This is a genomic window from Echinicola arenosa, assembly GCF_014841125.1.
Classification (GTDB): Bacteria; Bacteroidota; Bacteroidia; order Cytophagales; family Cyclobacteriaceae; genus Echinicola; species Echinicola arenosa.
Genome location: NZ_JACYTQ010000012.1, coordinates 88,491 through 101,950 on the forward strand (window position 1 = coordinate 88,491; position 13,460 = coordinate 101,950).

The window sequence follows — 13,460 nt, forward strand, 5'->3', positions numbered from 1 at the left end:
CAAAAAAACAACTTACCATTAATATTCAGTTGATGATTTTGTTGAAGTTTGAAAGTCTAGAAGTATCACTTCGTAAGACCATACTCAGCCTATAACCAAACAAACATTTTTTATAAATTTTCTGTGTAAATTAATCACATAAATCCCTAATTAAAAATTAATTTTACTTTTTTGACATGAACTGCTTTTTTATAAATCCATATTTCTTTTTTACGCAGACAGAAACCCGATTCTTCAGTAACCTATTATTTTAGTGACCATACGCAGAAGAAAAAACAGATATATGAGATATTGGCGTAGAAAAACTGACCTAAAAAAATAAACTAGGTATAAAAATCATCTACCAAAGGTAAGAACGCATCATAAAAAAAGTTGAGGTATTTTACCTCAACTTTTTACTATATGCAAGAATTCAGTCACAAACCATAAACCTGCACTGATTTTACAAAACCCAAATATTATATCAATCTCTTTTTACACATATTTCCAACTGTCTTGTCATGCTGTACCCATTTTGATCATTGACTTTTACCACCACAGTCTTTAGGCCAGGTTGACCATCTTTGAATTTTAAAAATCCTTGATCAACTGTCGCCTTGCCGCTTACAATGCTATATACAGGTTCATTGGTAAAACCACGGAATAATGAGCCAAGATCAACAAGCAGTTGCTCTCCACTCTCCAAAAAATAATGCGGCTTGGCCATCCAATCCAAATAGTCATCCAACTGGGTAAATCCATCCCGGTCATTATCCTGATTGGAATCGGAGAAATCACCTCTGGTAGAGTTGGGATCTAGGTCCCTTTCAATTTCCCACCAATCTGGAAGCCCGTCCCCATCACTATCCCAATCTTCTTGTCTTTTTACTTCAGGGTATTTTTCCCATCCTCCCACATCTTGCTCCGTATCTGGCATTCCAGGCAAGCCACTTTTACTTCCCCTAAAGTGGAAAGTACTATCCCTTGTTTCTTGAATGATCCGAAGATCATGATCGTCCAAAACAGGCTGGTTTGCCCCCACATCTGACAGTACCTGTTGATAAGCTTCCTTTGCAGAATGCGTTACTACATAAGAAGGAAAAAAAGGAGTATCCACATAGGTTCTATAGTTCGCTTCTCCTTCAATCATCCTACCATCTTCTTGATTTTCCAAACCAAAATATCCTGGCATAACATTCCCCGAAAAATAATATTGCTGAGTTCCCAACCCCACTCCTTCATGCTGCGCCTTTAGCGCATGGAAAAAAACAGTAGAAGGGCCCGGTTTATAATAGTTGTTGACAAAATTTACTTCATGCGCTCCGCCATCCGTGGACCGCTTGCCCCAATTATACACCACATTGTTTCGGATATCCAACCTTCCCATGCTAAAACCATTTCCGTCAAGTCCTCCTCCCATACTCCAGTTTCTACCATAGCAGTGTGCCAGTAAATTGTGGTGAAAGCTACCAATATCTCCCCCTATTGTAGCGGCATACCCATGCATCTTACCTGCCTCATACTTACCGTGATCTGCAATGTTTAGTGCTTCAGCAATAAGTGTTCGCTGCAAGGTAATATTATGAGCCCCTCGAGAACTAAAAGATTCATCAATGGTCCAGCGAATAGAACAGTGGTCCATAATGCTGTGATTTGCTCCTGTCAAGCCCATTCCATCATAAGTGCGACCAGCGCCTATCCCTACCCTGATAAACCGCACAATACCATCGTTTCCGGTCAAACCAAGTGGAGCTTGGGCAATCATGATCCCCTTTCCCGGTGCCGTTTGTCCTGCTAGGGTTATATAAGGCTGGTTGATGACCAGCCTGGATTTTAGCTCAATGGTTCCCCCAACTGCAAAAACAATGGTTCTTGGACCTATATCTTGAGTAACTGCTTCTCTCAGGCTTCCTGGCCCATCATCATTGAGATTAGTGACAGTGATTACCTTTCCTCCACGACCACCTCGCGCAAACCGACCATATCCCTCTGCCCCTTTAAAAGCCAATTGGGCCGGTCTAAAATACCAAACATCCCCTTTTGTGGTATTTCCTTCTTGATCTACTTCATCTACCCTCCAATAATAGGTATCCATACTATACAGTTTTGAGACAGGGAATTCCGAAGAAAAAACCTTACCCTTATAAACCTCACTGCTAGGCTGTCCTGAAGCCACTAGTTCCAAGTCTTTTCCAAAATACACTTCATGCGCCACTGCTTCATTTACTGCTTCCCACTTCAATATCAATTCATCTCCAATCACAACATGCTCATCACCATCCTCAGGATAGGGCAGCTTGGCCTGTTTCTTTACATTGGGGGTATTTAATTCAAACCCATTCCATATTAATTCTTTTACAGAAGTGCTGCTTTTAGGATCATTTTCCATCCTGATGGTCACCGCCTCACCCTTTTTAACACTAAATACCAGGAATGCTGATGCCGTTTCAGCACTACTCTCCGCTCTATTGCTGGGGATAAGGTCATTGATGATTAATTCGTCATTGACATAGATGTCAATGGGCGAAAATTGATGGTTCTCTGGATTATCAAAGGTGTTATGAAAGGTAAGCAGGCTGTGCTCTCCTTCAGGAAGTCCACTAAGTGTCACCTCAATTTTACCTGTCCCTACCAATCCATCACTGCTTAAGCGAGCATAATAGGGCGCTTGAATTCCAGCCTTGTACCAATTGGAACGCACATCTCCCCTAATACTAAAATCCACACCAGCAAAAGTATGTGTTACCAAATTCTCCTCTGAAATCACCCATGATTCATAACCAGGCTCATTTACTTCCGCCACCTTTCTCCCCGAAAAATCAAAATCTACTTTCACCACTGGTCTTTGGGCGTAGACCTGAAATGACATCGTAAAAAAAATGAGTATAATTGACAATATGTATTTTATACCTCTTCGAAAGGAAACAGTATTTTGGTCTTTCATAAATTTTTAATTGGTTATTTCTGGTCTTAATGGTAGTTTTCATCAATACATCACTCGACAAAAACTATTTTTCTTAAAATAAATGTAGTGCTTACATTTATTAAAGCAGACCTTATCTTTCCCAACATGGATAAAATTCAACTGAACCGGGACAAAGTTGAGGTGAAATACAAAACCATGATAGATTGGCTTTCCTCTTCAATGTGCGCTTGTCCCGATTCAGGTGCTGGCTTTCCAGTTTAAGAATTTCCCCTTTGGTTTGGCTCAGAAATATTCCTTATTTCATACTTTAGCAAAACCTAAAATGAAGAGCCTCCGACCAAAACATACCTGCTTATTTCTTTTTTTAACCTTTCAGTCATTCTTCCTTTCTGCCCAAGAAGAAGCATTCCTATATGGAGAAATTGAATTAAGGGACGAAACCCGCATAAAGGGTAAAATCACCTGGTCCGCCGGACAGAGCTTATGGGTAGATCTTCTCGTGGCCGAAAAAAAGGATAATCCTATACTGCAACACCTTAACAAAGAAGAAATAGAAAAGCTCAGTGCTGAAAAGAACAATACTGATTGGAATTTCATGGCGCTATGGAAGAACCAGTATCCTACCAGAAAACTGACTTTCCGAACCCAATTTGGCAACTTACTGGAAATCAGGGTAACTGGAGAAAAAGATGCTACTGCAGTTCTTAAAAATGAAACTTTGATCAGGCTTTACATCAATGATGATATTGAATACAAAAACCAGTTAGGTGCTGAAATCAGCATCACAACTGAAAATGGCAAAAAAACCAGCTTCCCTTGGACTAAAATCGAAAGAATCCGCTTCTATCCTACTCCAAAAGTAAATGACAATAGCAATAGTAAGCCACTTTATGGAACCTTGACCACCCGTACAGGCTATAGCTACCAAGGACTTATCAAATGGGACCTCAATGAACATTTGGATGACCAATATTTGGATGGCATAAGTATCGATGGAAAAAGAAGCCGATATCACTTTTATGATGTAAAATCCATTCGGCCAAAAAACCGAGGGTCTTTGATCCAACTCCAATCAGAAAAAGAAATCTACCTCCACTCCAAATCCAATGTAACCAACGAAAATAAGGGCATTTTGGTGAGAAACCCCCAATGGGGCCAAATTAACCTCAGGTGGGGAGATTTTAAAAGCGCCATATTCACACCATATACCAAAAATTCAGGCTTCGCCTATGCTGACTTTCCTATTCCCGTACCCCTTCAAGGAAGAGTATCCATCAAAGATAATCGCTACTTGGTAGGTCAAATTTTCTTTGATTTAGATGAGCAATGGGATATTGAAACTTTGGATGGTTGGGGTCAAGGAGGAGGACTTCGACAAGTTCCTTTTCGCTTGATTGACAAAATCTACCCGGTTAGTAATACCCACTCAGCTGTAATCCTAAGGGGTGGAGAAAAAATCGTCTTGGGAGAAAGGAGTGATGTCAATGACCAAAATTGGGGAATTATGGTTCAAACCAATAACGATGATTTTCATTATGTTCCCTGGTCTCAACTTCAGCAGATAGAGTTTGATCATTGACATGATTCAGTTACATTAAAATCAAAGCCTTAAATTGCAGACAAGCATCAAAAGTCAGAAACTGATCCTATGAATTCCAAACTCAACTTTTTAAAATATCAAAAATGGCGTTGGCTTTTAGCCATTGGCCTTGGAATACTGGCTATTTTAATTTTGTACCTCTTGACAGGAAATGAATTTGCTACGGCAGTTTTATGGATTGGGATTGTATTGGCCTTATTGATTCTGGGCAATATGCAAATTCACAAAAAGCTAGATCAATTTCATCCTTGGACTAAATTCCCTTTAAGACGATTTATTGCCCAATTTGCACTTAGCGCCATCTATTCATTGACCTGCATAAACCTTTGCTATTACTTTCTTAAAACGCTATTTATTGGGCTCCCACCGGATTGGGAGCAAGTCATGGTGCTGAATATTTACGGTCTACTATTTTTTATCCCTGTAATGTCCATCAACTTTGGTATTTTCTTTATGCAAAGATGGAAAAAGGCAGTAGTAAAATCTGAAAAGCTTCAGGCAGAAAACCTGAAAAGTACGCTGGAGTCCCTAAAAACACATATTGATCCCCACTTTCTTTTCAATAACCTCAATGTGCTCTCCTCACTTATGGACAAGGACATCTCTGATGCGCAGAGATTTTTAGGCAAATTTGCAGATGTTTATCGCTACGTTTTACAGCATAGAAATGAAGAGTTGGTAGAGCTTGAAACAGAATTGGCCTTTATTCGATCATACATTTACCTTTTCCAGCAACGGCTTAATCGACAGTTAAAAATTACAATTGACGTTTCCCCTCTTCGCAAGACCTACTATCTCCCACCCCTATCGGTTCAGATGTTGGTGGAAAATGCCATCAAACACAATGTAGCAACTGTATCAAAGCCTTTGTATATAGACATATTCTTGGAAACCGAAACCTATATTGTGGTAAAAAATGCCTATCAACCTAAAGACCCTGGCTTTGCCGAACTACCCAAGACCGGACTAATGAATATTCAAAAAAGATTTGCTTATTTTTCCAATCAGGAAATACAAATCAATAAAAGTGATACTGAATTTGTCGTTAAGCTTCCACTGCTGGAACTGGAAAATGAAAGCGGTAATAATTGAAAGTAATTCACTTCAAACCATTAAACTTTAAAGCTATACCATGAATGTCCTGATCATTGAAGACGAAAACTTGGCAGCCGAAAAACTGGAACAAATGCTAAAAAAGTATGACAGCAAGCTCCATGTCTTGGCCAACCTGACTTCTGTCCAGGAAACAGTTGATTGGCTCCGGGAAAAGCCATCTCCTGATCTGATCATGATGGATATCCGCATAGATGATGGCCTCTGTTTCGAAATCTTCCAACAGATAGAAGTTAGCAGCCCTGTAATTTTTACAACCGCCTATGACCAATATGCCATTAAGGCATTTGAAGTACATAGCATTGACTACTTACTCAAGCCCATTCAATATGAAAAGCTTGTCCAAAGCATGGAAAAACTAAAAAGGCTTCAGTCAGGCTTTCAAAGGGAGCCTAATGGATTGAATGTGGATCAGATTTTATCTGCAATCCAAGAAAATCAAACCGCTTACAAAAGCAGGTTTTTAGTAAAAGCAGGCACCAAAATAAAATCCATTAAAACCGAACAAATCGCCTATATTTATACGGAACGAAAACTCAACTTACTCGTGACCAACAAAGGGGACAAATATCCTTTGGACCAATCCCTGGACGATTTAATCCAAGTGCTGGACCCTCAACTTTTCTTCAGGGCCAATAGGCAGCTCATCCTTCACATAGATGCCGTTTCCGAAATACATCCTTACTTTAAAGGCAGGGTGAAACTCCAAGTATCTCCAGATTTGGATTCGGAGATTATCATCAGCAGTGAAAAGACACCTCTCTTCAAAGCATGGTTAGACCAATAAGCCTCTCCTATATTAACAATCCTGAAAAATCCCAATTAAATAAAGTGCTATTTATTGACTGTTTAGCTTTTATAGTGTTTGGCCCTCCTCTTCTCAACTCACCTCAAAAGACCCATAACATGAAAAAGCGTTTCAGTCAACCTCCCAAAAGTTACTAGATGAAGCTTGGGGAAAGCACGAACTATCGTATCCAGAACAGAAAACCCAAAAAAGCCATAAGTACCACGATCAATTTCTAAAGTTTTACTGCTCGTTGATATTTCTGCATTTTCTGAAGCTGAGGAAAATGGAATCTGCTTTATCCAAAATAGGTGGCTTGCAAAAATCAAATATTAATTGTTTGTTGAACAAGCCTAAGAGGCTTGACTTTTATAGGCTTTGGGTGAAAAATAAAAATCCACCAAAACTAATTTTTTAAAATTTTAAATGAGCACTTTGTAAATCCGCAGAATTTACTTTCAACAAACCGTATTCAACATCCTTTTATTTAACCATCCAATCTAAAATTATCACAAACCATCCATCAAATTCTATCTTTAATTAAAGGACTTCTACTTCTTTCATAGTCAATTATTACATATTTTGCTTGACTATGAAACACTTTTATAAGTACACTTTATTGATGTGCTGTCAATTCTCTGCCCTATATTGTTTTGGTCAATTAGATGGCACAAACTACCCCCAACTTGAGGAAGTTTATAATAAAATAATTCCTTACCCGCAAGAAGTCTCGTCTGGTGGACAGTATGCATCCGGAAAGTCCTTTCACATTGAAGGCACTCCGTATATCAGCTCCCAAGACTTTGTCTATGGTGAAATAACTATTAATGGTCAAAGATTCGAACATATCATTTTAAATTATGATGTGGAAAGCGACCAATTGGTCACTTATCACCCAAACACCTACCAAAGAATCATTTTAGATGCCAAAAAAGTCCAGTCCTTTACGATGGAAAATAACAGGTCTTTTGCATCTCTTGATGCAAATCCAGGATATATATGGCATCGAAATGGTTATTATGAGGTTTTATGGGATGACGAAATCTGCTTTTTGGCCAAGCATTATAAAATTTCCAAGATCAAAAAAGACTTTGGTGCAGACAACAAACAGTTTGAATTTGAACACCATCAACATTATTTTATTCGAAAAGGAGATCAGATACATCGAATAAATACCAAGAAAGATGTCGCAGAAGTTCTAGGAATGCCTAAAAAAGAAATCAAAAGAATCATCCGGGAAAAAGGGCTACAGTACAAAAAAAACACTCCAGAATGCTTGGTGGCCATAGCTGATTTTTACACCAACAAATTCAACAAAAATTAATCATGAAACGATATTTACGACTCATTTTGTTGGTCTACTTTTCTTTGGTTTCTCTTCTTTCTCAAGCACAAGACCAAAAACCAGAAAAGATCACTGGACTTTTTCCTGGCATTAGCTTTTCTCGCTTTGTCAATGCCGTAGAAGATGAAACAGGCTATCGCTTTTATTTCAAAAAAGAAGATGTTGATCAAGTAATAGTTAGTGCAAGCGCCAGTGAAAATGAACTTTCAGATTTACTGGATCTTATATTTGACAAAACCGATTTAAAGTACACCATCGATGCCAATAAGCGTGTTTTCATCCACCGAAAGGATCATTTCCCAACCGCTCTATCATCAAGCTATTTCCAGAGTCAAAATCCTGAAGACAGCCTAAATTTCGTAAATGATGAGCGCTATCTGGACAGGGCTTACGCCAATAATAAGCTTTGGGTCATTGGAGAAAAATCTTCAAGTGATCAAGTAGCTACTGCTACTTTGACCGGAAAAATAATAGGACTTAAGTCAGGCGAACCTGTATTTGGAGCGGTGGTCTTTGAACGAAAGGATTTTACAAGAGCTGTTACCGATGAAAATGGAAGGTTCAGCATTACTTTGCCCAAAGGCCGCCATACCATCTTCATCCAACACCTTGGCCAGTTTCAGGAGCAAAGACAAATCGATCTAAAAGGAAATGGCTCGCTTAACTTACAGATTGATGAAAGTATTGTCTCTTTGGATGAAGTAGTGGTCAGTTCAGATAGGCTGTCCAATATCAACCGAACAGAAATGGGAGTAGAAGTACTCTCCATTGAGTCTATGAAAAAACTTCCATCTGTAATGGGAGAAGTTGATGTAATCAAAAGCATCCTCACCCTTCCAGGTGTCAAGACCGTTGGGGAATCCAGTGTTGGCTTCAATGTTCGGGGTGGTGCAGCAGACCAAAACCTGATCCTGCTTAACCAATCCACGATTTACAATCCCTCCCACCTTTTCGGCTTCTTTTCTTCCTTCAATGGGGACATGGTGGACCAGGTGGAGCTACACAAAGCCGGAATGCCCGCCAAATATGGAGGAAGACTTTCCTCAGTATTGGATGTGGAAGGCCAATTTGGCAATCAGGAAAAATTGCATGGAAAAGGCGGTATCGGCTTGATGACAAGTAGGCTTACCTTGGATGGACCTATAGGTGAAAACACTACTTTCTTGGCCAGTGGCAGAACCACCTACAGCAACTGGCTATTGGATATGGTAAATGAACGATCTGACTTAAATGCAGCAGGAGCATCATTTTATGACCTTAACCTCAATGTCAAACATTATTTTAATGACAAAAATGAATTGAGTCTTTCTTCTTATTGGAGCCAGGACGAATTCAATTTTGAAGAGGATACTTTGTTCAATTACAGTAACAGAAACTTCAACCTCAACTGGACCCATTATTACAATGATCAACTTGAAAGCAACATTATCCTAGGTTATGATCATTATCAATTTGGCATTGAAGGATCTGAAAATGAACTGAATGCATTTGACTTCGGCTTTGACATCAACCAGTTGAACCTCAAGGCCCACTTTGATTATGAATACAATGACAAGCATACCCTTCAATTTGGCATGGACAACATTTTCTATAGGTTGAATCCAGGAGAAATGCAGCCAAAAAATGAATCGTCCATCATCATCCCCACGATTGTCAACGAAGAAAGAGCATTGGAAACTGCTTTGTTTATCGGTGATCGATTTGAAATCAATGACAAACTTACAGCAGATTATGGAGTGAGGTATGTCCTCTACTATTTCCTCGGTCCAAATCAAATGAATGAATATGCGCCTGACCTCCCCAAAAGTGATGCGACAGTGATTGGGCAAAATAGTTTTGATAAAAATGAAGTTATACAAACTTATTCAGCACCTGAATTCAGGGTTTCTGCCAGGTATATCATCGATAACTTCACTTCGGTCAAGGCAGGTTTCCATACCAATAGACAGTATATCCACTTATTATCCAACACCTCAGCAGCCACTCCTACTGACACCTGGAAGCTAAGTGATCCATTTATCAAGCCACAACAAGGCAATCAAATATCCCTAGGCTTTTATAAAAACCTTCAACAGGGACTGATAGAAACTTCCGTAGAAGTCTATTATAGAGACCTAAAAAACCTGATTGACTATAGAAGTGGTGCTGAGTTATTGCTGAACAACGAAATCGAGCAAGATGTCCTCAACACGGATGGAAGGGCTTATGGAGCTGAGTTTATGATCAAAAAGCCAACCGGAAAATTAAGCGGCTGGTTGAGCTATACTTATTCTCGTTCACAGCTGATGACTTCATCCGGTGAGCTTGCAGAGCAGGTAAACAATGGGAGCTGGTATCCGAGTAACTTTGACCAACCTCATGATGTCATGTTAGTGGCCAACTATGAATTATCCAAACGCGCCAATGTTTCTGTCAATACCAATTACAGCACTGGCCGCCCCGTAACACTCCCAGTGGCCAAATTCAATTACAATGGATCTGAGCAAGTGTATTTCTCTGATAGGAATGCCTACAGAATTCCTGATTACTTCAGGGTAGACCTTTCCCTTAACTTGGAAGGAAACCACAAAATAGAAAAACTGGCCCATGCCTCTTGGTCTTTGGGAGTTTACAACTTGTTGGGAAGAAGCAACCCCTATTCGGTTTATTATACCCCCGTCAATGGCATATTACAAGGGTATAAATTATCCATCTTTGCCAACCCGATTCCATTTATTACCTACAATTTCAAATTCTGATGATCATGAGTTTAAGACAAATCATACTTGCTGCCATATTGACGAACTGGATAATGGTGAGCTGCAGGGAGCCCTATGATCCTCAAATTGACCAACAAGATTTAGGTATTTTGGTGGTGGAAGGACATATAGAAACTGGCGAATATCCTTCTATCATCAAACTAAGCACCACATCAACCTTAAGTGGAGAAACCAATGGCCCAAGCACCATTTCCAATGCCGAAGTATATATCGAGAGCCAATCAGGAGAAGTCTTTTCACTTCCCCTTACCGGAGAAGGTGTGTACAGTGCTGAGCACAATTTAAGCCTTAATCAAGATTACAGACTTCATATTGAACTACCTGACAAGGGCATTTACCAAAGCGAGTGGATGACTCCTATCAACACACCTGTCATCGAAGACATAGGTATTACAGGGGGCAATTATGAGGATGTTGAAGTTAACGTCTCTACCCATGGAAATGAGGAAGCTGAATTTTTCGTTTGGGAGTATGAGGAAACCTGGATATTCTTTCCTGAGATCATCTCATTTTTAAGATACGATGAAAGCCTTGATTCCATCGTCTATCGCATCAATCCAGAGGACAGAATTGACAGGTGCTGGAAAAATGAATATTCTGATAAAGTAAATGTAGAATCCTCCTCTCAGTATCAGGATGATTACATTTTCCAGAAACACATTCAGACTATTCCTTACGGATCGGAAAAGTTTTCCCAGAGATATTCTATTCTGGTTTATCAAAGGGCAGTCACGAAGGATGCCTATGACTTCTATGAGATTCTTCGCAAAAACTCGGACGACACAGGAGATATCTTCAGTCCCCTTCCCTCCAATATCGGTACCAACGTTTTTCACCAAAGCGATGAAAACCTGAAGGCAATAGGTTTTGTTACAGCTGGTTCCTCGACCAGAAAAAGAGCTTTCTTTGATAGAAGTGAAGTAGGAACTTGGTTGGTTGACATCCCCTATTATGCGGGTTGTGAGATCTATTATGATACAATCCCACCCAATGAAGTAGGTGAGCGATTTAACAATAATATTGATGTTCCCGCCATGATCGTTGATGGTGGTCCAACAGGCATCTTGGGCTATAGAGGTGCAAGCCGGAAATGTACAGATTGTAGGTTGAGAGGTACTAATGTCCGTCCTGATTTTTGGTGAAATTAAGTAAAGAAAAATGAGAATTCTATTATCAGTATTAATACTTTTATTGGCTCTAAACACTTCACTTCTGGCACAGACGCCAAAAGAATTATCTTGGCCTCAAGAAAAAGTAAGCGTCCATATCAGTAAAAACATTGCTGTTGTGGGTGAGTCTGTTCCTCTCTCAGTGAAAATAAGAATGGAAGGTCAGCCAAGTCCTTCACAATTTGCTTATGTGGATTTGATCAGCCGAAATGGTGAACGCGTATCTGGCTCCATCATTCCCTTAACCAAAGGAGCAGCCAATGCTTATGTGCAAGTTCCTGAAAATATCCCTACGGATCATTACCTCCTTAGGCTTTATACCCGGTTAGCAGCAAGCTTAGCAGATGATTCCCAGTACCACCATGAATTGATCACGGTTATCAATCCTGAGATCCCGCCTGCCCAAATTCCAAAGCCATCCAACTCCCAATGGGTGCCAAACAAAAGCACCTCCACTATCAAAATTCATAAAAACAAAGAGCAGTTGATTAGGGAAGAATTAGGAGAAATCATGATAGAGGCTTCACCTGACCAAGAGCTTACGGTCTCCATCAGTAAGAAAAACCCTTTCTTGGAAGCAATAGTTTTCACAGGACAAATATCTTCCAAAAAAGACTCAAGCCAGATCATCCCTGAGCTGAGAGGGCATATAGTAAAAGGGCAACTAATTACCGACAAAATTGACACGAAAAGACCTTACTTACTTTCTGTACATGGTGACCAATCTTCGCTGTATTTGGGCAAACCAAACAATCAAGGAGAAGTCTATTTTGATCTTGGGGCCCTGAAAAGTTATAACTTTATGATCCTCCAGTCTGATGCTGATTCTATCCCTTTTAGCATGGACCTTCAGGAACCTTTTGCCCCCTCGCCTAAAGGGGACTTATTACTGTTCCCTGCTGTCAACATCTCGGAGGAAAATAAAGAAATGCTGGATGATCTCGTTTTGAGCTATTCCACGACCGACTATTTCTACGCACCTCAAAAGGCTCCCACTATTCCTATTGTCACCGGATTTGATGCAGACCGTGCTTATAATTTGGATGAATACAACCGCTTTGAATCGCTTGCAACAACGCTTAAAGAATATATCCCAACGGTTTTGGTCAGGAAAGAAAAAGGGGAATTCCATTTCAAATTATCCAATTTTCCAGAGGATAATGTTTTCCAAAATAACCCTTTGATGCTGATTGATGGAATGCCTGTTTTTGACAGTGATGCAATTGGTAACTTTAGCCCGGATAATATCAAAAGAATCGAGGTGATCAACAGAAAATTCTTCATCCTGGACAATGCCTTTGAAGGAGTATTAAATTTCACTTCCTATGAAAATGATTTTGGTGGTTTTCCAATTCCTAAAAATGCACTATACCTCGAATACCCTAAAATCCAAAACCCTATGATATGGAATTTCAATGGCCCTGAAAGCAATAGCAGCCAACGCTTACCTGACTTTAGGACCATTTTTTACTGGGATGACACCGTAAAAACAGATAGTAACGGAAAAGCCAAAATAAACTTTAAAACTTCCGAAATAAGTGGTAAGTATGAAATAAAAGTTAGTTATACCAACCCTTCCGGAGAACTCATCCAAACCGTTTCAAGCTTTATGGTTAAAGACACAAAGTGATAATTCCATATTTCGGGTTAAAAGAATAGAAAGAGGCTGTCTCAAAACAAGAGTTAAAAAAGTTTGACAGTCGATTTTAGCCAATAGAGGCCGATTTTCATTAATCGGCCTCTATTTTTCTGACCCAAGGTCAGTTTGACTCTGGTTTTTTT

Annotated in this window: 8 protein-coding genes; 7 read left to right on the forward strand and 1 reads right to left on the reverse strand. The window is 39.6% G+C overall.

The window, feature by feature from the left end; genetic code table 11:
* Nucleotides 1-463 precede the first annotated feature (463 nt).
* Complete coding sequence (locus IFO69_RS21360) at nucleotides 464-2,848, reverse strand: T9SS C-terminal target domain-containing protein (RefSeq protein ID WP_225444251.1); 2,385 nt, start codon at nucleotides 2,846-2,848, stop codon at nucleotides 464-466.
* A 379-nt stretch (nucleotides 2,849-3,227) separates the two neighbouring features.
* Here IFO69_RS21360 and IFO69_RS21365 point away from each other — a divergent pair, with 379 nt between their 5' ends.
* The 7 genes from IFO69_RS21365 to IFO69_RS21395 all read left to right on the forward strand — a co-directional run bounded on the left by IFO69_RS21365 (nucleotide 3,228) and on the right by IFO69_RS21395 (nucleotide 13,308).
* Entirely contained in the window at nucleotides 3,228-4,484 is a 1,257-nt protein-coding gene (locus IFO69_RS21365; RefSeq protein WP_192012188.1) for a hypothetical protein, read from the forward strand.
* A 69-nt stretch (nucleotides 4,485-4,553) separates the two neighbouring features.
* Entirely contained in the window at nucleotides 4,554-5,597 is a 1,044-nt protein-coding gene (locus IFO69_RS21370) for a sensor histidine kinase (RefSeq protein WP_192012189.1), read from the forward strand.
* A 40-nt stretch (nucleotides 5,598-5,637) separates the two neighbouring features.
* A complete protein-coding gene (locus tag IFO69_RS21375) occupies nucleotides 5,638-6,405 on the forward strand; it encodes a LytR/AlgR family response regulator transcription factor (RefSeq protein WP_192012190.1) in 768 nt (255 codons plus the stop codon).
* A 592-nt stretch (nucleotides 6,406-6,997) separates the two neighbouring features.
* Nucleotides 6,998-7,729, forward strand: coding sequence for a hypothetical protein (locus tag IFO69_RS21380; RefSeq protein WP_192012191.1), 732 nt, complete (start codon nucleotides 6,998-7,000; stop codon nucleotides 7,727-7,729).
* Nucleotides 7,730-7,731: 2 nt separating this feature from the next.
* On the forward strand, nucleotides 7,732-10,488 hold the full coding sequence (locus IFO69_RS21385) for a TonB-dependent receptor (protein ID WP_192012192.1): 2,757 nt from the start codon (nucleotides 7,732-7,734) through the stop codon (nucleotides 10,486-10,488).
* Between the two features lie 5 nt (nucleotides 10,489-10,493).
* Nucleotides 10,494-11,651: a DUF4249 domain-containing protein gene (locus IFO69_RS21390; protein ID WP_192012193.1), complete on the forward strand. Its 1,158-nt coding sequence runs from the start codon at nucleotides 10,494-10,496 to the stop codon at nucleotides 11,649-11,651.
* 16 nt (nucleotides 11,652-11,667) lie between these two features.
* Nucleotides 11,668-13,308: a TonB-dependent receptor gene (locus IFO69_RS21395; protein WP_192012194.1), complete on the forward strand. Its 1,641-nt coding sequence runs from the start codon at nucleotides 11,668-11,670 to the stop codon at nucleotides 13,306-13,308.
* Nucleotides 13,309-13,460 lie beyond the last annotated feature (152 nt).

Excerpts from the sequence above, each read along its gene's own strand:
- IFO69_RS21380 (WP_192012191.1), top strand. The coding sequence starts at position 6,998 with ATGAAACACTTTTATAAGTACACTTTATTGATGTGCTGTCAATTCTCT.
- IFO69_RS21370 (WP_192012189.1), top strand. The coding sequence starts at position 4,554 with ATGAATTCCAAACTCAACTTTTTAAAATATCAAAAATGGCGTTGGCTT.
- IFO69_RS21365 (WP_192012188.1), top strand. The coding sequence starts at position 3,228 with ATGAAGAGCCTCCGACCAAAACATACCTGCTTATTTCTTTTTTTAACC.
- IFO69_RS21395 (WP_192012194.1), top strand. The coding sequence starts at position 11,668 with ATGAGAATTCTATTATCAGTATTAATACTTTTATTGGCTCTAAACACT.
- IFO69_RS21390 (WP_192012193.1), top strand. The coding sequence starts at position 10,494 with ATGAGTTTAAGACAAATCATACTTGCTGCCATATTGACGAACTGGATA.
- IFO69_RS21375 (WP_192012190.1), top strand. The coding sequence starts at position 5,638 with ATGAATGTCCTGATCATTGAAGACGAAAACTTGGCAGCCGAAAAACTG.
- IFO69_RS21360 (WP_225444251.1), bottom strand. The coding sequence starts at position 2,848 with ATGTCATTTCAGGTCTACGCCCAAAGACCAGTGGTGAAAGTAGATTTT.
- IFO69_RS21385 (WP_192012192.1), top strand. The coding sequence starts at position 7,732 with ATGAAACGATATTTACGACTCATTTTGTTGGTCTACTTTTCTTTGGTT.